The following is a 22,105-nucleotide window of genomic DNA, read 5'->3' as shown; positions in this document are numbered from 1 at the left end:
CGATCGAGGACATCCCCATCAAGCCGAAGACGGAGTCCGTGAGGTGGCTTTGGATGGGCAGCCTTCTGGCACCGCAGGGACTTGTGGTTGACGTAGCCGCGAGCGTTCCGCTTGCGGCTTCTCCGCCCGTTCGCCAAGCGGGACGCTTGTCGCGACGGGAGCCAGCGGCGGAAACCGCGACGTTTGGAGGCCAGGAATGTCGGAAGCAATGTCCTCCCGCGAGCGAATGCTTTGCGCCATCGAGGGGAAGGCGGCGGACTATGTGCCGCTGTCGTTCATGATCTTCTCGGCGTGCGAGCAGCGGTGCGCCGGCCCGTTCGAGTTCTTCGAACGCCAGGTGGAACTGGGCCTCGACCCCGTGGTGGACCTCTGGCACCTGAACGCCGATGAGGTGAGGGACGCCGGCGATGCGCCTGGGCCGCCCGTGACCTTCGGCCCCGAGGTCCGAGTGCGCGAGTGGCGCGAAGTGGTGAAGGGCGAACGCTACCCGCTCCTTCACAAGGAATACGCCACGCCCGCCGGCACGCTCGCCTGCACCGTGCAGCAGACCGACGACTGGGCGTCCGGCGACCACGTGCCGTTCCTCGACGACTACATCGAGGCCCGCGCGACGAAGCCGCTGGTGACGCGCTCCGATGACCTGCCCGCGCTCCGCTACCTTCTGGCCCCGCCGCGGCGGCACGAACTGAGCCGCACCCGCCAGCTCTGGGCCAAGGGCACCCGCTTCGCCCACGAGCGCGGCCTGCTCTCCGCTGCCGGCTGGGGCATCGGCGCCGACGCGCTCGCCTGGCTCTGCGGGCTCCAGGACTCCGTGATGATGGCGATGGACCAGCCCGAACTGCTCGACGCCGTCCTCGACGTCGTGAGCCGCTGGAATCACTGGCGGATGGAGGTGATGCTCGACGCGAAGCCCGACCTGCTCGTTCGCCGAGCCTGGTACGAGGGCACGGACTTCTGGTCGCCGGCGCTCTATCGCCGCTTCCTGTTCCCCCGCCTCGCGGCCGAGGTGAGGATGGCCCACCAGGCGGGGGCGAAGTTCGGCTACATCCTCACCAGCGGCGCCATGCCCCTCCTCGACATGATCATCGAGGCGGGCGTGGACGTGTTGATCGGCGTGGACCCGATTCAGGGCAAAGGCACGGACATGGCCGAGATGAAGCGTCGCACGGCGGGCAAGCTGGCCCTCTGGGGCGGCGTGAACGGCTTCCTCACGGTCGAGCGCGGCACGCCCGAGGGGATTCGCGAGGCCGTCCGCCTGGCCCTCGACACCCTGGGCCCCGACGGCTTCATCCTCAGCCCCGTGGACAATATCCGCGACACATCGGACGAGGTGTGGCGGAACACAATGGCGCTGATCGAAGCATGGAGGGAGATGAGGTAGCGTGAAACGTGATGCGTGATACGTGATGCGTGAGAAGAGAAGACAAGGAGCAGAGGTTTCGTGGCTCCTCCTCCGTCCTATCACGTATCACGCATCACGTATCACGCATCACGTTTCACGAATAGTGCGGCTTGAGCCTCGGGAGGACAGCCTTGTAAGCTGCGTAGAGCTTCTGATAGGCATCGCGCTGCCTCGACGGGCGGAAGACCGTCTCATTCAGCCTCATCGCCTTCTGGGCCGCCTTCACCGATGGGTAGACGCCCGTGCCGACGAAGGCGCAGATGGCCGCGCCCAGGACCGTGGCTTCCTTCTGCTCGATGGTGGTGACGGGCAGGCCGGTGACGTCGGCGCGAATCTGGTTCCACAGGTCGTTCTTCGAACCCCCGCCCACGACGCGGATGCCCTTGGGTGCGAAGCCCGTTGCGGTCTTGAGCATTTCAATCGCCAACTGAAGCTGGCAGGCCAGCCCCTCGAGCGCCGCGCGGTAGACCTGGCCCCGTTGTGTCGAGATGGTGAGGCCGAGAACCGTGCCCAGCGTGCCGTAGCGCTTGGTGGGCCCGGTGCCAGCCACGAAGCTCGGGATGAGCGTGACCCCGCCCGCGCCCGGAGCGAGCGCCGCCGCCTCGCCGATCATCGTGGGGTAGAGTTTCGGCGTCTCGCTCACGTCGGCGTAGAAGTGCCTCGCCAGCCACTCCAGCACGCCCGAGCCCATCATCAGCAGTTGGGGGTTGAAGAGGCCGGGGAGGGCATCGGCCTCGATGATGAGGCCGCCATCGAAGCCGGCGCGGTTGGCGGTGAACCTTGGCACGCGGGCCATGAGGATTTCCCACGTGCCGCTGCTCAGGATGGCTTCGCCCGGGCGAGCGCCGGAGCCGATGGGGGCGAACTGCGTGTCGTGGCCCGCGGCGGTGACGGGCGTGCCGGCGGGGATGCCCGTCGCTCGGCTCGTCTTCGCCGTGACCGTGCCGATGGTCTCGCCCGATTCCACGAAGCGGGGGAAGAAGCTGGCGTCCACGCCGGCCAGCTTGAGCAGCTTCGGCGACCAGGTGCGGCGGGCCAGGTCCATCGCCATCATCGTCGAGGCGCCCGTGTAGTCCATGCTCATTTCGCCGCACAGGCGGTGGCTGAGCAGGCCGGCCATCATCATCCAGGCCTTCGCGCCGTCGAGAGCCTCCGGGGCGTTCTCGCGGAGCCACAGGAGCCGGAGCAGCGTGTTGAACGAAATCACCTGGTAGCCCGTGGTGCGGAAGAGGTCCCAGGCCGACACCCTCTTCGTGATCGCCTCGGCGGTGGGCGCGGTGCGGGGACACTGCCAGCAGATGGGGGGATAGGTGAGTGTGCCGTCGGCGGCCACGGGCGCCCCGTCGGCGCCCCACGTGGTGATGGTGACGGCCGCGAGGTCGCTCGGCCTGATCCTCGCGCACACTTGTCTTGTGAGCCGGGCGAGACGCGTCCACAGCGCGTCGAGGTCCCACACGACCCAGCTCTTGTCGCCGCCGAGTTGCGGGCTGGGGCCGCTGCGCGCGCCCGCCTGGGCGACGAGCCGGCCCCGCTCGTCCACAGCCACGACGCGGGTGGTGGTGGAGCCACAGTCCATCACGAGGGCAATGCGGCGGGCCATTGGGAGTCTCCTCTCTCGTGCTGTAGGCGGGGCGTCGCTGCCCCGCGCTCAACTCTTCAACCGCTCGCGCGCATCCGCGTCCGCCAGGACGCCCAGGATCTGCCCGTAATAGAGCGTGTGGAAGTCGCCCGAGCGATAGCAGTCCTTCACCACGGCGGGCGCCAGGGCGTCGGGCATGACCTGGTTCTTGTGGATCGTGCGGCACTCGTAGGTGACGACGCACTCCTCGATGAGGGGCGCGGCCACGCGGGCGCTCGGCACCGGCGTCAAGCCGGTCTCGATGAACTTGTCGTAGTCGCGGCGGGACTTCGAGCCGCAGATGCCCACGGCCCGGCGCAGCTCGGGCGGGGGCACGTTCACGGTGAAGTCGCCGTTCTCCTCGAGCAGCGTCCACGTGTAGCGCGAGGGGCGGACGAGGACGACGAAGACCGGCCGCCCCCAGATGATCCCGAGGGTGCCCCAGCCGATGGTCATGGCGTTCTGCGTGCCGTCCTTGCCCTGGGTGGCGAGCAGGCAGCCGGGGTCGGCGAGGACAGCCATCGTCTCCCTGAGGTAGTCGGTGTACTCAACCGCGGTCTTCGGCATGGTGTGAACTCCTGAGGGGGATGACTGGATGATTGGATGGGTGGAGGACCGCCGGAAATCCATCCACTCACCCACTCATCCATTCATCCAGGTCGAACGTCATCCCGTCGCGTGCGGCGAGCACGCGCACGCCCGTCTCCTCGCTCATGCGCTCGGCGACAAGCCAGGGCTTGGCGTCGAGCACGGTCATGCCAAAGTGGGTGAGGATGGCCAGCTTGGGCCGCACCTCGCCCACGAGGCGCGTCGCATCGGCCAGGTCCATGTGCAGGATGCGCCTCTTGCGCTCGGGGTCCACCTGATAGAGGACCATGTGCACGATCAACACGTCGCACGGGGCGTAGTGCTGCACGAGTTCGGGGAAGTACGAGGTGTCGGCCACGTGGCTGATACGCTGGCGCGGCGTGTCGAGCCGCAGGCCGTAGGCCTCGCCGCTGTGCAGGTGGCGGACGGGGGTGGTGAGGGTGACGCCCGGGGTCAGCTCCCAGGTCCGCCCCTCGCCGAGCACCTCGATGCGCCCCACGTAGTGGCGCACGTAGCGCATCACGATGGGGTCGCCGTCGAGCGCCTCGCCGGGGGCGAAGAGCGTGCCGCGATGGCGGTGGCCGCCTTCGGTCATCGCCTCGAGCATCACGTTCACATCGCCCGCGTGGTCCAGATGGCCGTGGGTGAGCAGTATGGCGTCGAGCTTCGAAGGGTCCACCCTGGGGCGGCTGGCGTAGCACCGGACCAGGCAGCCGGGGCCGGGGTCCACGAGAAGCTGGAACCCGCCGAGCGAATAGAGCACGCCGGCCGAACTGCGCCGTTGCGTGATCATCACGAAGCGCGCGCCCGCGGTGCCGAGGAACTTGATGTAATCACCCGACGCTCTGGCCATAGCACCCCTTCACTGCCGCTATTCTAGGGGGTGGGCAGGCGCTGTCAAGAGAGGATGAGTGGATGCGTGGATGAATGGAAGAATGCGGGTTTCCCGCCCAGCCATCCAACCACCCAACCATCCAATCATCCAATCATCCATTCATCCATTCATCCGTTCATCCAATCTCTCCCCACCACCGGTTGCGTGTGCGGGCGGCGCCGCGTAGAATAGGCGGTAGGGGAGAGGAAGGCGCCGATGGCGAAGAAGCCGCCGCCAACCCACGTGATGAAGCGCAACGGGCGCCTCGAGGCGTTCGACCCGCGCAAGATCACCCAGGCCATTCTCAAAGCCCAGCGCGCCGTGGGCACGGCCGACCCCGCGTTCGCCGAGCGCTGCGCGGCGCGCGTCATCGCCCGCCTGCGCAGGCAGCCCACGGTGGAGCAGATCCAGGACGCGGTGGAGCGGGTGCTCGTGCGCGAGGGCCGGGCCGACCTGGCGAAGGCCTACATCCTCTATCGCCAGCGGCGGGCCGATCTGCGGCGCGTGAAGCGCCTGCTCGGCGTGGCCGACGACCTCAAGCTGCCCCTCAACGCCACCCAGGTGCTCGAGCGCCGCTACCTGCTCCGCGACGAGCGGGGCGAGGTGGCCGAGACGCCTCACGAGATGTTCGTGCGCGTGGCCCGCGCCATCGCGGCGCCCGACGCCAACTACCCGGAGGCCGATGTCGAGCGCGCGGAGCACGAGTTCCTCGAGATGATGGTGCGGCTGGAGTTCCTGCCCAATTCGCCCACGCTGATGAACGCGGGCACGCCGCTGGGGCAACTGGCCGCCTGCTTCGTGCTGCCCGTGGGCGATTCGCTGCGCGAGATCTTCGACACCGTGCGCGACATGGCCCTCATCCACCAGTCGGGCGGCGGCACGGGCTTCTCGTTCTCGCGCCTGCGCCCTAAGGGCGACCTCGTGCGCTCGACCGGCGGCGTCGCGTCCGGGCCGATCTCCTTCATGCACGTCTACGACGAAACCACCAACACGATCAAGCAGGGCGGCCGGCGCCGCGGCGCCAACATGGGCATCCTCCGCGTGGACCATCCCGACATCGTGGAGTTCGTCACCGCCAAGCTCGACGGGGCGACGCTGCGCAACTTCAACCTCTCGGTCGCCGTGACCGACGCCTTCATGGCCGCCGCCGCGAAGGGGCGGGACTACGACCTCGTGAACCCACGCACCGGCAAGACGGCGGGCCGCCACAATGCGCGCGAGATGCTCGACCTCATCGCCACCTCGGCCTGGCGCTGCGGCGACCCCGGCCTCGTGTTCCTCGACGAGATCAACCGCCACAACCCCACGCCCGCCGTGGGCGTCATCGAGGCCACCAATCCCTGCGGCGAGCAGCCCCTCCTGCCCTACGAAGCCTGCAACCTCGGCTCCATCAACCTCGCCGTGATGGTCCGCGACGGCGAGGTGGACTGGGCGCGTCTGGCCGATGTCGCGCGCAAGGGCGTGCACTTCCTGGACAACGTGATTGACGCCTCGCGCTACCCGCTCGACGCCATTGCGGCGAACACGCGGGCGAGCCGCAAGATCGGCCTGGGCGTGATGGGCTTCGCCGAGGCCCTCATCCGGCTGGGCGTGCCTTACGACTCCGACGAGGCGGTGGCCCTGGCCGAACGAATCATGGGCTTCGTGGCCGCCGAGGCGCGCAAGGCGTCGCAGGAACTCGGCGAGCGGCGCGGCTCATTCCCCCACTTCGCCCACAGCGTGTGGCCCGAGCGGGGCTTCGCCGCCCTGCGCAACGCCACGTGCACCACGGTGGCGCCCACGGGCACCATCAGCATCATCGCGGGCTGCTCCAGCGGCATCGAGCCCCTCTTCGCCCTCTCCTACGTGCGGCACGTGCTCGACGGCGCCACGCTGATCGAGGAGAACGCCCTCTTCCGCGAGGCGGCCGAGCGGGGCGGCTTCTACAGCGACGACCTGATTCGCGAGATCGCCCGCCGCGGCTCGTGCCGCGGCCTCAAGGGCGTGCCGAAGAGCGTCCAGCGCCTCTTCCCCACGGCCTTCGACATCGCGCCGGAGTGGCACGTAAGGCTTCAGGCCGCCTTCCAGCGCCACACCGACAGCGCCGTCTCGAAAACCTGCAACCTCCCGCAGGCCGCCGCCCCGGCCGACGTCCGCCACATCTTCGAGCTGGCCTGGAAGCTCCGCTGCAAGGGCATCACCGTCTACCGCTACGGCTCGGCGGCCGGCCAGGTGCTCGCCCTCGACGAGGACGCCTGCACCCGCTGCGAGCGGCCGCAAGGCGAGACGGCCTAGCTCCTGTGCCGGTTCCGCGTGCAGGTATGCGCGCCCTGTCTCTAACCTCCCGCAGGTTCGGAACCTGCGGGAGGTTCGGGCCGCCCTACGGCCTGCGGCCATACGCGCCGTGCTTGCGGACCAGCTCGATCACGCGGCGGTAGCTGGCGAAACTGACGTTGTCGGGCACGGAGTGGTCGGAGTGGTAGATATAGCCGCCGCCCTTCTTGGCCGTGCCGACCTTGGTGCGGATCTCGTCCTCCAGGGCCTTGGGGTGCTTGTCGGCCGCGGCCATCTTTCGCACGTCAATCCCGCCCATGAAGGCCAGCACGTCGCCATACCTCTTCTTCAACGCCAAGAGGTCCATGCCCGCCTTCACCTCGAGGGGCTGGAGACAGGTCCAGCCCGTCTCGATGAGGTCGGGGACCAGTTCGGTGACGTTGCCGCACGAGTGCAGGATGCAGGGCAGGCCGCGGCGCTTGAACGACTCGAGGTAACGGCGGTGGGCGGGCTGGAGCAACTCGCGGTAGGCCCGCGGCGCGAAGAAGAGGCCGTTCTTATAGCCCAGGTCGTCGTAATAGAACGCCGCGTCGAAGTCAATCCCCCGGGCGAACAGCTCCTCGACGATCTGGACGGCGAGGTCGGCCTGCATCATGAAGATCTCGGCCACCCAGTCGGGCTCCTCAACAATGGCGGTGAGGAGCCGCACGGGGCCGAGCAGGCTGCCGGAGTTGTGGTCGTAGCCGATGCCGCCTCCGAAGGTGAGGAAGAGGCCCCTCTTGCGGGCGTCCGCGTGGGTCTTCTTGACGTTCTCCCAGTTGAGGCGGGTCTCATCGAAGGCGAGGCGGGCCTTGTGCTCGTCCCAGTCGCGGCGGGTCTTGATTGTGAAGTCCACGAGTTCGGGCGTAGAGGTCTTGCCCTTCCAGTTGCGGTGGACGGCGCCGTTGGCGCCGCGCTGGGTGACGTAGGTGTCGGTTTCCTCAAGCTTCTCGGTGGGCAGTCGCAGCGAGAGGTCGGGGCCGATGCCGGCGAACTCGTAGCCGAAGAACTCGTGGGGGCCGACCTTCTCGGGCAGGCCCTCCGTGTGCCAGCGGGCGACAGTGGTGGCCCAAGGGCTGTCGTGGATGGCCACGCGGTCGGCCTCCTGGTGTTCGAGGGCGAGGCGCACGCGCTCGCGGGGGGGCAACTCCATGTCGAGCTCCTGAAGGCAAGGGCGATGCCAGCGACCGCCGCCGATTGTAGCGGCGGCGGGGGCCAAGTCAAGGCCAGGGGTGCCAACCGCCCGAAGTATCTATGTGTCAAGCTATTACGTCGCCGCGAAAAACGCACAGAAACGGCCTCTACAGCCCTCCGGAGCGGACATGAGACCTGGGGGTCATTGGCCCGCGATGAGGGGCCGCTCGCTCAACGCAAGTGAATACGGCCACCGTGCTTGCGGCGAGTCGCGTCTCGGGCCGGAATCCAGCGCGCAACGCATCCTGGGGCCTCTGGGCCATTAACGCGCATTAATCGGCGGTTCACAGGACGTGGAGCCGGCAGACCTTGCGGAAGTGGTGGCCATAGATGGCGAGGGTGACGGCGGTGGAGAGGAGTTCGGGACGGCGGAGCACCGTCCAGACGATGAGCTTCCAGTAGTGGAAGCGCTCGCTGCCCAGGATGCCGAGGCGGACGATCGAGCGGACGAATGCCCGCAGGTCGGCCAGGGTCACGCGGTTCCTGAGCTTGGGCGGCTGGTACTCGCACAGAAAGGTCTTGAGGCGCGCGTAGTAGTGCTTGGGCGAATAGATGTGGGCGAGGATGCGGCGATAGCCCTCGCGCAGCGTGTCGAGGCCCATCCGCGGCAGGATGTTCGTGGTGCCGTCCACGTTGTCGCCGGAGGTGGCGCCGGCGATGCGTCCCTCGCGCTGGAGGCGCTCGAACAATCGGGTGCCGGGCAGGGCCTCGAGCAGGCCGACCATGGCCGTGACGATGCCGCTCTGCTGGATGAAGGCGATCTGGCGCTCGAAGATTGAGGGCGTGTCGGAGTCGAAGCCCACGATGAAGCCGCCCTGCACCTGAAGGCCGGCGCGCTGGATGCGCTTGACGTCGGCCACGAGATCGCGGTTGGCGTTCTGGCTCTTCGAGCACTCGGCCAGGCCGGCCGCGTCGGGCGTCTCGATGCCCACGAACACGGTGGTGAAGCCGGCCCGCACCATGAGGTCCATCAGTTCAGGGTCGTCGGCCAGATTGATGGAGGCCTCGGTGAGGAAGCCGGAAATGGCGTGCTCCCGGCGCCAGGCGATGAGGGCAGGGAGCAACTCCGCCTTGAGGCGGTGCTTGTTGCCGATGAGGTTGTCGTCCACGAAGAACACCCCGCCGCGCCAGCCGGCACCGTAGAGGGCATCGAGTTCCGCGATCACCTGGGCGGCGCTCTTGGTACGGGGGCGGTGGCCGAAGAGGGCGGTGACGTTGCAGAAATCGCAGTTGAACGGGCAGCCGCGCGAGTACTGGAGGCTCAGGGTGGCATAGCGCGACAGGTCGGCGAGGCGCCAGAGAGGGACGGGGGTCCGATCCAGCTCGGGGAAGGCCGGGGCGATGTAGACCCGTCGGGCCTCGCCGCGTTCGAGGTCGGCCACAAGTTCGGGCAGGGCGCCTTCGGCCTCGCCGAGGACCAGGTGGTCGGGCTCAGGGAACGCCTCGGGTTCGGCCGTGAAGAGGGGGCCGCCGGCCACCACGCGCTTGCCCGCGCGCTGGCACCGGGCGATGAGGCGTTGCGCCGCCGCGCGCTGCACGGCCATGGCGCTCACGAACACGCAGTCGGCCCAGGCGATGTCGCGGTCGCGCAGCCGCCGCACATTGAGGTCTACCAGCCGCTTCTCCCAGTGCTCGGGCACCATGGCGGCCACGGTGAGCAGCCCGAGCGGCGGCAGCGACGCGCGCTTGCTCACGAACTTGAGCGCGTGCCTGAAGCTCCAGAAGGTGTCGGGAAACTCGGGGTAGACGAAGAGGGCCTTCACGGGAACTCCTGAGGCGCGATAGCCGGCGCCGTCGCCCGAGAGAGCAGGGGCCTGCGGCTCGCGCAGCCGCAGGCCCCTGAACGTTGCGTCCGTACGGATGAACCTGCGGTTCACCAGGAGGGGCGACGCTCGCTGCGGCCGCCACCGCCGCCGTAGCCGCCACGGCCGCCGCGCCCGCCACCGCCGCCGGAGCCGCCGCGGCTCTCACTGCGGGGGCGCGCCTCGTTGACGTTCAGCGTGCGACCGCCGAGGTCGGTGCCGTTGAGGGCGGCGATAGCCGCCTTGGCCTGCTCGGCCGAGGGCATCTCGACGAAGCCGAAGCCGCGCGACCGCCCGGTCTCCCTGTCCGTGATCACCGACGCCGAGGTCACCTCGCCGTGCGCCTCGAAGGCGGCGCGCAGCTCGGCGTCCCCCGTCTGGAAGGACAGGTTACCGACATAGATGTTCATGCACCATCTCCACAAGTTGGACCCCACCGTCCACCGCAGTAGGCCGCCTTGAGCTGGTCCGGGGCATCGGGCGCATCGCCAATCGCGGGCTCGACCGCGCGGCCCCTGAACGCTCAGGGGCTCCAGACGCGGTGAAAGTTGCCAATAGGAGCCTGAACCACAATGGCGAGCGCGTCACAAGGAGGGCGTTCCGGTCACATTCCGTCGCTTGCGCGTGTTCGTCAAACGCTCCATTCAACCCCCACATCATATCAGGCCCGGGGGCGATATGCAACCGAAAAGCGGGAATTTCGTGCGAACCCCGGGCTAAGGCCTCATCTTTGCCCACATGTCAGGACATTGTGGCCCGCGAACGCGGGCTACGGCTCAATCGCCCCCATTCGGGGGCTAAGCCCCAGCCCCCCCAAGATGTGGGCAAAGATCAGGGCTGAGAAACTGTCTCAGAACCCACGTAGGCTGCGACGCCCGCGGTTCTGGTCGCAGGCAAGGAGAGAGGAGGAGGGGATGCAGCGGAGGGCGTCGTTGACGGCGAACGACGTCGCCTGCGGCCAGAAGATGCGGCGTCCCTTCGGGTGGCGGCGGCAGCGGGGCGCCTGCCGCGTTGCGGCTCCTCAGCGATGCTCTCCGTGGTATCGCCTGCGTCGCCGCGCCTTGCATCCGCCCCGCTGGCGCCGGCAACGCAGCCCACGTGGGTTCTGAAATAGGGCTCATCAGGACTTGGCGATCCCGGCGCGGCCGCCATTGGGCAACGCGGGGCCGGTGCCGCGGCGCCCGCGGGGGCCATCCCATAGCCCTCTATGCCCCACTGCCTTACGCCCTCCGGCCAGTCCCGCTCCCATACTTGCTCATCGCGCAGATGAGCGAATATGGCCGGAACCGCGAGAATCGCCCATTCTCGCCCATCTGCCCATGCTGTATCACTTTCCTCCTCACAGGGTTGATACAGCATGGGCAGGCTACGCCCGCCAGCCGCTCGGCGGCGCCCTCCCGGGGAACCGCCCGGTCCGCCAGGAGCTGGCATGCCCACGCCCTGCACCGGGCCAGTCACGCCAGGGTCGCGAAACCCTGAAGACCCTGAGATAGTTTCTAAGGCCCGGGAGGCCGAATGTCCGCGCTCGGCCTCGCCTCGATGGTGTGCTTCAACGACAGGCTCTGACCCGGCGCCAGCGTGGCCGGCTGCGTGGAGAGCTCCAGGTTCACCCGATGGTCTCTCGCGCTGCGGTTCAGCAGGCACTGGCCGACCTGGGCGGGGTCGAAGCGGCAGACGATCTGGTAGCTCGCGGCCGGGTCGGCGATCCGCCACTCGCCGGCCGGCAGTTCCGCCGGAGCCAGCCACTCGTCCTTCTCGGGCGTGTCGGCGGGCAGGGCCAGGGGCCGCTGAAGCGCGGGCTTGCCAGGCACAGGCACCCACAACGCCGCCCTGCTGAGATCGCTCACCGCGAACGACGGGTGGGCGCGCAAACACGCCTGGCGCGGCTCCTTGCCGGCGTTGGTCAGTGTGGACTCGATCGTGGCCTTGGGCTCCTTGTCATCGAGCGTGATGGTGCGCGTGAGCACGAGGCCGCTCTTGAGCTTGGCTTCGAGGACGACCGACTGCTTGTCGCGCTTCACCACGCGGTAGGACTCATTCCAGCCGGCGCTGCGATATTGGCCCTCGGAGTACTCCTCGTAGCCGCCGGCGTCGGGCAGCTCGTTGCCTTCGCGGTCCTTGTAGCGCTTGAGGATGTCGCGGCCCGTGGGCTTGTGGACCATCTTCCAGATGCGTCCGCCCAGGCTGGGCAGGATGGCCAGCTCGAGCGAGTCGTTGGCGAGGCGCACGATGGGCAGCTTCTTGCCCGCGAAGCTCACGCTGGCCAGCCACTTGTCGAGGTTGCCGTACTGCTGATGCTCGCGGATCATCGTGAGCCCTTCCTTCCGCGCGATGGACTCGAAGCGCTTGAGCAGTTCGCCCTCGTCGTTGGTCGCCGTGTCCACCAGGGTGTCGCCCTCTTCCTTGAAGCCTTGAGTGGAGTTGACGATCTGCACGTAGAGGACCGGCAGGCGGGCGACCTGCACGCGGTGGAGGAGCACGGGGTCGGCGGCGACGGCCTTCTCGGCCTCGTCGAAGAGGCGGGACGCCTCGGCAATCGCCTTGTCGTTCAGGTAGGGGGCGTTCGGGCCCGTCCAGATGTGGATGTACATGTTGGGGTCCTTGAGGACCGGCTCGTGCATGAGGTTGATGTAGGCGCGGATGGGCTTGGCAGCCGCCCCGTAGTAGCCGGCGAGGAACTCGTCAATCGCCCGGTCGGTGTCGTAGCTGGGGTTCCACATCGCCTTGGCGATGATCCAGGTGCGCAGCTCGGCCAGTTCGGAGCCCTTGGTGAAGTAGCACGCCTCCTCGTAGAGGCCCTTGACGCCGTTGGCGATGAAGAAGCGGATGTTGGGGATGAGGGCGTAGAGGTTCGGCCACGGCATCACGCTGTGGCCGTAGTCAATGATGTAGTCCCAGATGTACAGCCGGTTGCAGAGCTTGTTCCAGCCCTGGATGTCTTTGACGAACTTCTGGTTCTGGGGGTGGGTGGACTGGTCGAGGGGGTGGGCGAAGTCGCACTCGATGGTGCACAGGCGCACGCACACGTTGGGTTCGACGCGCAGGGTCTTGGGCGGCGTGCGCGTGTACTGATAGGCCAGGGTGTCAACCAGCTTGCCGGGGTAGTCTTCTGCCACGTCGCGCGCGATGGCGTTCACGAAGGCGATCATCGTGGCGGCGTGGGTGCCCTCGGCGTCGTCGAGGGCCTTGCACTGGGCGCACTCGCAGAAGTTGTACCAGTCGTTCTGTGAGACCGAGAAGATGGTGGCCTTGGGCGCGTACTTCATCCAGTCGCGGACGGTCTTCTTGGCGATCGCGAGCACCTCGGGGTTAGTGAGGCAGAGCTGGGTGTTGCCGCCCTGGCGCTTGCCCTTGATCTCCGAGAAGTACTCCGGATGCTCTGCGAAGTGCTTGGCGGGGTCGAGGATGGAATTGAAGGTGTGGACGAAGGTGCCGTAGTCAATCTTGCCGCCGCGGCGCTCGTCTATCTGGGTCTGCGTGCCGTTGAGCTTATTGCGGACCGCGAAGTCGGCGGGGCGCGAGCAGGGGTAATCGGTCGAGCGGTACTCGAGGGGCGGGATGTGGTGCACGTTCAGGTCGGCGATATCGAACGCCCCCGTCTTCGGGATGACGGTGCACTCGGGCGTGAACCAGCGGCAGCCGCAGTAGTCCTCGAGGAAGGTGTAGACGGCGTAGAGGATGCCGCGCTGGTTGCCTGCGAGCACCAGGGCCGGCCCCTTGGTGCGGATGACGATGCCCTCGAGCCCCAGACCCTTGGTGTCGATGCGGACACCGAGCTTGCGGAGGGTCCTCGGGCAATTGCCTACGACGACGGGCACCTGCTGAGCGAGCGCGCTGTCGGTGACCATCGGCAGGTCGCGCCCCGTCAGGCGCTCGATGTGCGCGTTCAGGTCGTTGGCTGCGTGGTCTTCCTGGGGCGTGGGCTGGTCGGGCACGACGATGGCGTGCGTGGCGGGGTCGAGCGGCCTGCCGCCGATGCGGATGACGCACGAGCCGAGGTCGGCCCTGCGCTGGGCGATGGCTTCGCGGGCGGGCTTGAGCTTCGCGGTCACGGCCTGGGCCTCCTTTCGGGCGGGGGAGTTCTCGGGCGCCTGCTCGGCGAGCGCCCGGAGCTGGGCCTCGATCTGGCCGAGGCGCTCTTCGCCCAGGCGGCACGAGGCGTAGCGCGTGGCGTCAATCTGCTGGCCGAGTTCGGCCGCGGTGAGCGGCTTGGGCGGCTCGGCCTTCGCGGGGGGAAGCTCGGGCGCCGGCACGGTCATGCACGAGGCCGCGATCAGAACGAGACAGCCCGCCACCTTCTTCATCGCGTCTCCTCCTTGTCCCTGTGACCGGGAGCGGAACCGGTCGCATCATAGCCGGCTGTGGCCGCGCACGCAACCCGGCGCGCCGCCCGGCGATCCGCCGCCCAGAACGGCAGGTAGCACAGGCCGAACACCACGAGGGCCAACGCATCGAGAACGAGCATGTAATAAGGATACGGCCCCATCAGGTCGAGGAGCGAGGGGGTCTGCGGCTTCCGCATGATGAACAGGAAGTTCGTGCCCAGGGCTAGATTCACCGGAATGATGAGCAGCCCATAGGCGTTCGTGAGCAACCACACACGGATGACGGACCGGGGCGTGGGCCGCAGCCGCATGGCGAGCGTGGCATAGAAGGCGCTCGCCAGAATCAGCCCATGCCCCAGGAAGAACGCGATGCAGATGGGGGCGGGGAAGCCGCTGAAGAGCGGCGGCTGGGCGAGAGCCTGCGGCGCGCCGCCGACGCCCCAGAAGTAGAGCAGTTCGAAGGCATAGCGGTTGCCCGTCAGCAGCACCACGGGCGCGACCAGGATCGAGATGTCGCACAAGTGCAGCGGCAACACGCCCGTGAGCGCGATGCCAGCCGCCTCGAAGGCCACGCACGCCACGGCCAGCGCCCAGCGCGCTGCGCGGTCGAGGCGCGGCGTGCCCGCCTTGCGCACCCACAGCGCCAGCGCCAGGCCGCCCGCCACGGCCAGCACGCTCGCGCCCAAGTGCTCGGCCCCGAAGTGCACGAATTCCCGACTGCCCGAGAGCGTCAGCGCCAGCACGGCTACCCCTCGGCGAAGGGCTCGAGACCAGTCCTCCTGAACCCATCATAGCGGCTGCCCGCGCCGGACGCCAGTGGGGCTGTTGCCTCACGCCTGGCATCGCGCTACAGTGGGGCGGCGCCTGCACAGCCATGGTGTTCCGCTCGAGGAGATGATGCGCGATGGGCGATGGGGCGAGGGTTGCGATTCAGCCTGGCGTCGCGATACCGCTGGCGGAGCTGGCGTTCCGCTTCACGCGCAGCAGCGGCCCGGGCGGGCAACACGTGAACAAGGCGGCGACCCAGGCCGAACTGGCCTTCGACGTCGCGGGCTCGCCCAGCCTGTCCGCGGAGCAGAAGCAGCGCCTCATCGGGCGGCTTGGGGGCTACGTGAGCAAGGAGGGGGTGCTGCGCATCACCTGCCAGTCCAGCCGCAGCCAGGCGCAAAACCGTGAGGAGGCCCTCGAGCGCTTCGCGGTGCTGCTGCGCGCCGCGTTGCACGTGCCAAGGACGCGGCGGCGCACGCGCCCGCCGCGTGCGGCGGCCGAGCGGCGGCTGGCGGCAAAGCGCCGGCGGAGCGAGCTCAAGCGTGGGCGGGGGGCCGCCCGGGACGATTCCTGACTGGGGGCCGCGCTCCGTGTGCGCCCCCTCGCGCGGCGCACGGAATGCACAGCAGGCGGTCGCCGCGGCGACGCGTTCGGGTGGCCATGACCGGCTCGCCGCATCGCGAGCAGAGCACGGAGTCCCGGAGGGCCGCGGGAGCGGGCAGTTCGATGGTGGTGGGCTCGATCCAGAAGAGGTCGCCGGCGGGAGCGGCCAGCATCTGGTCGAGCGGCAGGCGGCGGCCCGGCTTGCTGCTCACGCGCACCGCGCGCCCCGATGGACGCACGGCGAACGTGTAGACGTGCTTCCCGTGGTCGCGGAAGAACAGGTTGCCCTTGCCGAACGTGCAGCCCGTGAGCACCTGCACGGCGTCCACGGCGCACGAGTCGTTCTCCACGATGGCGATGATCTCCTCGTCCACCGCCCGCGGCTTGCCCAGGTGTTCCAGGCCGATCTTGGCCGCGCGGTAGCCGATCAGGATTCCCCGGCAGAAGTGCCCGTGAAACCTCACCACCTGATCGAGGTCGTGCGGGTAACGCTTGTTGACCATGACGGATACCCCGCTGACGCGCACCTGCTGAGAGCGGCATTGCCGGGCCAGCGCCGCGTGCTAGGCTACCACAGTTGACCCTCGCGCACAAGTCTGCTATCCTTCGTCGCTCCCTGTGCTTGGCCGGCGGGCCGGATTGGGCGCGCATATGGACAGTTGGCAGATTGCGGTCTTTGCGGGCTGCTGTATCCTGGGCTCCGCCGTGCAAAGCGTCTCGAGCTTCGGCTTCGCCGTGGTGCTTGTGGCGCTGACGCCGTTGTTCGGGGCGGACCTCCGGGAGGTCGTGGTTCTCATCACCGTGCTGGTGGTGCCGAACATCGCGATCGCGCTGTGGCAGGTGCGGAGCGAGGTGCGGTTGCGGCCCGTGGCCTGGCTGCTCGCGGGCGTGCCGCTGGGCACGCCGTTCGGCCTCTACCTGCTGGCGTTCGGCCCCGAGTGGCTGCTGCGGGGGGCGTTGGGGCTGGTGCTGATCGGGGTCACGGCCGAGCCGTTCCTGCGCCAGCGAGCCGGGCCGCGGCCCGAGAGCCGGCTGTGGGCGTTCGTGGCCGGCGTGGCCAGCGGCGCGCTGGGCGCGGCCCTCAGCGCGGGCGGGCCGCCCGTCGTACTCTACTTCTACGGACGCCAGTGGAGCAAGCAGGCGACCAAGGCCGCCGTGACCCTGGCCTTCGCGGGAACGGTGAGCTGGCGTCTCATCGCCTACATCCTCCAGGCGCCCTTCACCGGACGCGAGCTCCTCACCGCGGGCCTGGCTCTGCGAGGGGTGGCGCTCTGGCCCGCCGTCATCGCCGGGGCGTTGCTGGGCGAGTGGGCGTTCGGCACGATCGGCCAGAATGGCTTCCGACGCGCCGTCGCGGCCATGCTGATCGCATGCGGCGTCTACCAGCTCGGCGTCGCCGCGGGAGCCTGGTAGGCCCGAGGCATCCCCCGCGCGCATTTCGCGTTGACTGAGCGGCGCATCGGGGTAGAATGCGGCCATGCGAAGGTTCCGCGCCATCCTGGTCGGCGCCGCGCTCGCCGCGCTCATCAATGTGTGGGAGCCGTTCGGCTACTACGTATCGCGCGGCCTCTGGATGCGCTTCGGCTATATCTCGGTGGCCGTGCTCCTGCCCTTCCTGCTGCTCGTGTTCCCCGTGAACGTGTCGCTGCGGGCGATTCGCCGCCACCTGGCCTTCGAGCCGTGGGAGCTGGTGATCGTGTTCTCGATGGGCATGGTGGCCGCCATCTTCCCGTCGCTCGGCATCATCGGGTTCCTGCTCAGCTACATTTCGGCGCCGTTCTACTATGCCTCGCCCGAGAACTTCTGGGCCGAGTGGATGAGCCGCACCATGCCGCGCTGGCTGGCACCCAGCGACACGGGGCATGCGGTCGAGTGGCTCTTCAACGGCCTGCCGCGCGCCGAGGCGATCCCGTGGGAGGCGTGGGTGATGCCCCTGTTCTGGTGGAGCCTGCTCATCGCCGCGCTCTTCTTGTGCTCGTTCTGCGCGATGGTGATCCTGCGGCGGCAATGGGTGGACCACGAGCGCCTGACTTTCCCGCTGGCCGAGCTTCCCATGCTCCTGATGGACGAGCGCCGCGACTCGCCCTGGCCGGCCATCGCCCACCAGCCGCTCTTCTGGATCGGCGCCGCCATCCCGTTCTCCGTGATCTGCTGGAACATGATCGCGTACTTCGACTGGGACTTCCCGACGATTCCGTTTCAGACCTGGGCCTACGTGCAGTTCAGCCCCAAGTTCCCGGCCATCCTGTGCAAGGCGAACTTCTTCGTGATGGGCTTCGCCTACTTCACGCCGCTGAACATCCTGTTCAGCGTCTGGTTCTTCCGCCTGCTGTTCCTCTTCGAGGCGGGCATCTTCAACACGGTGGGGCTGGACATCGGCCCGCCCGACAACTGGGGCTGCCCGTTCAGCGCGGCCTGCGGGTGGCAGAACTGGGGCGGGTTCCTGGCGCTCGTGCTGCTTGGCTTCTGGATGGCACGCGGGCATCTCGCGGGCGTGGTGCGGCGCGTGCTCGGCCTCCAGGGCGGCGCAGACGACACCCGCGAGGTCGTGAGCTACCGCACGGCGGCATTGGGCCTCCTGGTTGGCGGCAGCGTGGTGTTTGCGTGGTACACTCGGGCGGGCATGTCGGCCGGCGTTGCGCTGTTCTTCGTGCCGATCGGCTTCATCATCTACGTGGGGGTCACGCGCCTCGTCGCGCAGACGGGGCTGATCTACCTGTGGAGCCCCATCACGCCGCAGGAGGCGACCTTCTACACTCTGGGCTACGACAAGATGAGTTCCGCCGACCGCCTGATGGTGGGCCTGGGTTACTGCGTGAACTGCAACAACGAGCGGCTGATCCCGTACACTGCTGCGCACAACCTCCGAATGGCCGGGGCTGAGGCGCGGGCCCGCCGCGGCTTCCTGCTGATGATGGCCCTGGCCGCCGTCGTGTCGCTGGCCGTGGGCGTGGCCTACACGCTGTACCTGTGCTACACGCGCGGCGCGCACAACTTCGACGCCTTTGAATGGTCGCGCGGCCACGAGTGGATTTTCGGCTACCTCGCGAAGAAGGAGCTCAACCCAATGCCCACCGACTGGAACCGCCTGCTGTTCATGGGCATCGGGGCCGCGACCACGGGGGCCGTCGCTGCGCTTCAGTACCGCTACGCCTGGTGGCCCATCCATCCCGTGGGCATGGCCATCGGCGCGGGCGAAACCACCGGCTACGCCGCCTTCTCGATCTTCCTTACTTGGGTCATCAAGACGCTGATCATTAAGCTCGGCGGCATCCAGGCCTACCGGCGCTGGCGCGCGTTCTTCGTAGGCATCATGGTGGGCTATGTGGCCGGGTTGGGCGTGTCGTTCCTGGTGGATTGCATCTGGTTCCCCGGCGACGGGCACAAGATCCACGTCTGGTGAGCTACGTGCCCCAGGGCCACCACCGGAAGCGCGGGGCCTTCTCGGGCACATCCGTCACGCGCCACGAAAAACCCATGAGCGTCCAGAGCGTGTAGTAGGAGGTGCCGCTTACGGGCCCGACCGAGAGCACCTGCTTGCCCGAGCCCGTCTCGTAGGCGGCCAGGGCCACCTTGGCGATGCCCGTCTGCGCCACGCGCTTGACGAGGGCGACCTCGGGGGTCTGAACCGTCGCGCCTGTGGGCGTGGGCAGGACGAGGCGGGGGATGCCGATCAGAAACTCCGTGCGATCAATGGAGAGTGCGCCGGCGCGAGCGGCGGCAATAACCGCCGCCTCTTCCACCTTGGGGACAAGCAGGGCGCCCTTGTCGGCGGCTCGGCTGCTCAAGGAGCCGAGCGCATAGGCCTTGTCGGCGCCTTCGAAGTTCGTGGCGTCCACGAACACCTTCCGGCCCGACAGCGGCGCGAGGTCCAGCTGCTGCACGGCGCGGTCCGCCGCGGTGCTCAGCAGCAGTTGCTCGGTCGCCGTGCGGCCTGGATCGGTCATGCGCACGGTGGCGCACCCCGAGACAATGCACGCGATGAGCAGGAGAAGCGGGGCGCGGCTTGCGGGCATTCTGGCTCCTGCGAAGCGAGGGAGGCGAGGTTCCCGCCCTGTCCGGGCGTCGGCACACTATACGGATTCCGTTTCACGGGTCAAGCGCGGCTTGCTTCGCATTGGGCGAGTCGCTAGAGTCTGGCGGCATCGGGGGGAACACCAGGAGCACCGGCATGGCGAACGTCGTGATCATCGGCGCGGGGAGCGGCTTCGGCAAACGGCTGAGCCTCGATATTCTGGCCCACGAGGCGCTGCGCACGGGCAGCATTGCGCTCGTGGACATCAACGAGGAGAGCGCGCGCCACGTGGCCGAGTGGGTGCAGGCGCTCGTGCGGCAGCTCGGGGCGCCCGTGGAGGTGCGCTGGGCGACCGATCGCCGCGAGGTGCTGCCGGGCGCCGACTACGTGGTCGTGGCCATCGCCGTCGGCGGCCGCGCCTACGCCGGCTCGCCCTATTACGACGAAGTGATGATCCCCGCCGAATACGGCGTCGAGCAGTCGGTGGCCGACACGGTGGGCGTGGGCGGCGTGTTCCGCACGCTGCGCACGGCGCCCGAGATGCTGCGCATCTGCCGCGACATGGAAGAGCTGTGCCCCGACGCGCTGCTCATCAACTACACGAATCCCATGGCCATGCTCTGCTGGGCGATGAACGAAGCCACGGGCATCGAGGTCGTGGGCCTCTGCCACAGCGTGCAGGGCACGAGCGAGCAACTCGCCCGCTACATCAACAAGCCTTTTGGCGAGATGCGCTTCTGGGTGGCCGGCATCAACCACATGGCCTGGTTCCTCCAGCTCGAATGGAACGATGCGGACGCCTACCCGCTGCTCTTCGAGGCGGCGGAGAACCCCGAGATTCGAGCCAAGGACCCCGTGCGCTTCGAGATCCTCCGCCAGTTCGGCTGCTTCGTCACCGAGTCGTCCACCCACATGTCCGAATACGTGCCCTACTTCCGCAAGCGCCGCGAGCTGTGGGAGCCGTTCGGCCTCAAGGAGCGGCGGCCCGCCAGGGAAGTGACCGGCTCGCGGTGGGACTGGCAGGATCCCGACTTCCTCGCCCAGGTGCGCGGCGAGAAGCCCATCGAGGTCAAGGCGTCGCACGAGTACGCCTCGGGCATCATGAACGGCATCGAGAGCGGCGCGCCCTTCCGCTTCAACGGCAACGTGGCGAACGACGGCATCATCACCAACCTGCCGCCCGAGTGCGTCGTCGAGGTGCCCTGCTTCGCCGACCGCGAGGGCGTGCACCCGTGCGTCATCGGCGAACTGCCCACGCAGCTTGCCGCGCTCAACCTGTCGAACATCGTCGTGCAGGACCTCACGGTGCAGGCGGCGCTCGAGGGCGACCGCGAGAAGGCCATCCACGCCTGCATGCTGGACCCGCTGACGGCGGCCGTGTGCTCGCTGGCTGAGATCCGGACGATGTGCGACCGCCTGTTCGAGGCCGAGAAGCACCTGCTGGGATATCTCGAGTAGGGGGCGCGGCGCCTTCAGCGGCGGGCGTGCAGCGTCTCCATCATCGCCCAGAAGTTCGCCATTGGGGTCTGACAGACGACCAGGTTCGAACAGCCGACCATGATGCTGCCGAGCTCCCGCGCGGCGTCGAGGGCGGCGCGAGTCTCGCGCACCACGTCGCGCTTCGTGCCGCGATGGACCGTGTGCGAGCTGATACCACCCAGCAGCGCAAGGTGGGGGAAACGCTCGCGGAGCCGCCGCAGGTCCATGCCCGCCCGCAGGTCAATCTCATAGAAGGCGTCCACGCCCGACGCCCCGAACAAGTCGTCGGCCACGGGCCACAGGTTGCCGTCGCTGGCGAACATGTGGTAGACGCCGTGCCTGTGGCAGGCGTCGGAGACCTTCTGGAGCGCGGGCAACATCAGTTCGTGGAACGCGCGGGGCGAGTAGTTGGGGCCGTGGGTGCCGGCGAAGTCGCCGCCGCCGTGGGCGTAGCGCGCCCCCACGCGGCCGAGCAGCTCGGCGTTGCGGCAGGCCCGCTCGGCCTGGGCGTCGAGGTAGCGGCGGATCAGGTCGGGGCGTAGCGTCACCGCCATCAGCCACGCGGCGTCCTGATAGGGCAGGCCCACCCCGATGCCGAAGGCGTGGACCGCTCGCGTTCCGCCGTGGACGGCCATCGCCCGCTGCCAGTCCTTCACAAGGGATTCGGAAGGCGTGTAGCCGGCCAGGCTCGCCTCCAGCTCGGCCACGTGCCGCTCGATGTCTTCCATCGTCGTCTCGCGGCGCGGCTGCTGGTCAACCACCTGGTACAGCTCGGTCTCGGGGTCGAACCGCATCACGCGGTAGGCGCCGTCGGGGTCGCCGTAAAGGAAGGTGAACTCGTCAATCCGCCGCGTCGGCTGCTCGGCCAGCCGCCAGTACGAGGGACGCACATAGTCCAGGTCGAGCACGCGCGGCAGGTCCATCGCGTCCTGGAATGCCCGCTCGACGAACTCGGCGTGCGCGGCCGGCCCATTCCACAGGGCCTCGGACTCGTAGAACTGGACGACTCCCCCTCCGACGCACGCCCTCGGCCTGCCGAGGATGGCCGAGGCCACCCGCGACGAGAAGCTGCCCATGTAGAGGGGCACCCGATCGGTCGGGCGGTGCGCGAAGATGGCGGCGACACGTTCCTTGGGGAGCATGAC

17 protein-coding genes are annotated in these 22,105 nt (G+C 68.4%); 6 read left to right on the top strand and 11 right to left on the bottom strand.

Going from position 1 to position 22,105, the window contains the following annotated elements; genetic code table 11:
* The first annotated feature begins 196 nt into the window (after window positions 1-196).
* Window positions 197-1,381: a uroporphyrinogen decarboxylase family protein gene (locus PLE19_04370; protein HPD14156.1), complete on the top strand. Its 1,185-nt coding sequence runs from the start codon at window positions 197-199 to the stop codon at window positions 1,379-1,381.
* A 115-nt stretch (window positions 1,382-1,496) separates the two neighbouring features.
* Here the strand turns inward: PLE19_04370 and PLE19_04365 are convergent, their stop codons facing one another.
* The 3 genes from PLE19_04365 to PLE19_04355 all read right to left on the bottom strand — a co-directional run bounded on the left by PLE19_04365 (window position 1,497) and on the right by PLE19_04355 (window position 4,461).
* Complete coding sequence (locus PLE19_04365) at window positions 1,497-3,002, bottom strand: FGGY family carbohydrate kinase (GenBank protein HPD14155.1); 1,506 nt, start codon at window positions 3,000-3,002, stop codon at window positions 1,497-1,499.
* Window positions 3,003-3,050: 48 nt separating this feature from the next.
* Complete coding sequence (locus PLE19_04360; protein ID HPD14154.1) at window positions 3,051-3,587, bottom strand: flavin reductase family protein; 537 nt, start codon at window positions 3,585-3,587, stop codon at window positions 3,051-3,053.
* Between the two features lie 67 nt (window positions 3,588-3,654).
* Complete coding sequence (locus PLE19_04355; GenBank protein HPD14153.1) at window positions 3,655-4,461, bottom strand: MBL fold metallo-hydrolase; 807 nt, start codon at window positions 4,459-4,461, stop codon at window positions 3,655-3,657.
* A gap of 237 nt (window positions 4,462-4,698) precedes the next feature.
* On the opposite strand from PLE19_04355, the gene PLE19_04350 reads away from it, so the two are divergent.
* Window positions 4,699-6,756 carry an adenosylcobalamin-dependent ribonucleoside-diphosphate reductase gene (locus PLE19_04350; protein ID HPD14152.1) on the top strand — a complete coding sequence of 686 codons (2,058 nt, stop codon included), beginning with the start codon at window positions 4,699-4,701 and terminating at the stop codon, window positions 6,754-6,756.
* A gap of 85 nt (window positions 6,757-6,841) precedes the next feature.
* Here PLE19_04350 and PLE19_04345 read toward each other — a convergent pair whose 3' ends face one another.
* The 5 genes from PLE19_04345 to PLE19_04325 all read right to left on the bottom strand — a co-directional run bounded on the left by PLE19_04345 (window position 6,842) and on the right by PLE19_04325 (window position 14,838).
* Entirely contained in the window at window positions 6,842-7,927 is a 1,086-nt protein-coding gene (locus PLE19_04345; GenBank protein HPD14151.1) for a uroporphyrinogen decarboxylase family protein, read from the bottom strand.
* Window positions 7,928-8,252: 325 nt separating this feature from the next.
* On the bottom strand, window positions 8,253-9,731 hold the full coding sequence (locus PLE19_04340; GenBank protein ID HPD14150.1) for a DUF4070 domain-containing protein: 1,479 nt from the start codon (window positions 9,729-9,731) through the stop codon (window positions 8,253-8,255).
* A gap of 110 nt (window positions 9,732-9,841) precedes the next feature.
* On the bottom strand, window positions 9,842-10,180 hold the full coding sequence (locus PLE19_04335) for an RNA-binding protein (protein ID HPD14149.1): 339 nt from the start codon (window positions 10,178-10,180) through the stop codon (window positions 9,842-9,844).
* Between the two features lie 1,086 nt (window positions 10,181-11,266).
* Window positions 11,267-14,074: a DUF4838 domain-containing protein gene (locus PLE19_04330; GenBank protein HPD14148.1), complete on the bottom strand. Its 2,808-nt coding sequence runs from the start codon at window positions 14,072-14,074 to the stop codon at window positions 11,267-11,269.
* The gene (locus PLE19_04325; GenBank protein ID HPD14147.1) at window positions 14,071-14,838 is read right to left on the bottom strand and encodes a TIGR02206 family membrane protein; all 768 of its coding nucleotides are present in this window, start codon (window positions 14,836-14,838) and stop codon (window positions 14,071-14,073) included. Before PLE19_04325 ends, PLE19_04330 begins: the two co-directional genes overlap by 4 nt.
* 161 nt (window positions 14,839-14,999) lie before the next feature.
* Here PLE19_04325 and arfB point away from each other — a divergent pair, with 161 nt between their 5' ends.
* Window positions 15,000-15,437, top strand: coding sequence for an alternative ribosome rescue aminoacyl-tRNA hydrolase ArfB (arfB, locus tag PLE19_04320; protein ID HPD14146.1), 438 nt, complete (start codon window positions 15,000-15,002; stop codon window positions 15,435-15,437).
* Here the strand turns inward: arfB and PLE19_04315 are convergent.
* Complete coding sequence (locus PLE19_04315; GenBank protein HPD14145.1) at window positions 15,400-15,969, bottom strand: FmdE family protein; 570 nt, start codon at window positions 15,967-15,969, stop codon at window positions 15,400-15,402. The genes arfB and PLE19_04315 overlap by 38 nt on opposite strands.
* 148 nt (window positions 15,970-16,117) lie before the next feature.
* On the opposite strand from PLE19_04315, the gene PLE19_04310 reads away from it, so the two are divergent.
* On the top strand, window positions 16,118-16,879 hold the full coding sequence (locus PLE19_04310) for a sulfite exporter TauE/SafE family protein (protein HPD14144.1): 762 nt from the start codon (window positions 16,118-16,120) through the stop codon (window positions 16,877-16,879).
* Between the two features lie 64 nt (window positions 16,880-16,943).
* Window positions 16,944-18,869 carry a hypothetical protein gene (locus PLE19_04305; protein HPD14143.1) on the top strand — a complete coding sequence of 642 codons (1,926 nt, stop codon included), beginning with the start codon at window positions 16,944-16,946 and terminating at the stop codon, window positions 18,867-18,869.
* Between the two features lies 1 nt (window position 18,870).
* On the opposite strand, the gene PLE19_04300 is transcribed toward PLE19_04305, so the two are convergent.
* Complete coding sequence (locus PLE19_04300) at window positions 18,871-19,482, bottom strand: hypothetical protein (GenBank protein ID HPD14142.1); 612 nt, start codon at window positions 19,480-19,482, stop codon at window positions 18,871-18,873.
* Between the two features lie 155 nt (window positions 19,483-19,637).
* On the opposite strand from PLE19_04300, the gene melA reads away from it, so the two are divergent.
* Window positions 19,638-20,939: an alpha-galactosidase gene (gene melA, locus PLE19_04295; protein HPD14141.1), complete on the top strand. Its 1,302-nt coding sequence runs from the start codon at window positions 19,638-19,640 to the stop codon at window positions 20,937-20,939.
* A gap of 14 nt (window positions 20,940-20,953) precedes the next feature.
* Here the strand turns inward: melA and PLE19_04290 are convergent, their stop codons facing one another.
* On the bottom strand, window positions 20,954-22,102 hold the full coding sequence (locus PLE19_04290; GenBank protein ID HPD14140.1) for a uroporphyrinogen decarboxylase family protein: 1,149 nt from the start codon (window positions 22,100-22,102) through the stop codon (window positions 20,954-20,956).
* Between the last annotated feature and the right edge of the window lie 3 nt (window positions 22,103-22,105).

It is taken from the genome of Planctomycetota bacterium (assembly GCA_035384565.1).
Classification (GTDB): Bacteria; Planctomycetota; PUPC01; order DSUN01; family DSUN01; genus DAOOIT01.
This window is presented reverse-complemented; position numbering and strand designations above follow the sequence as displayed.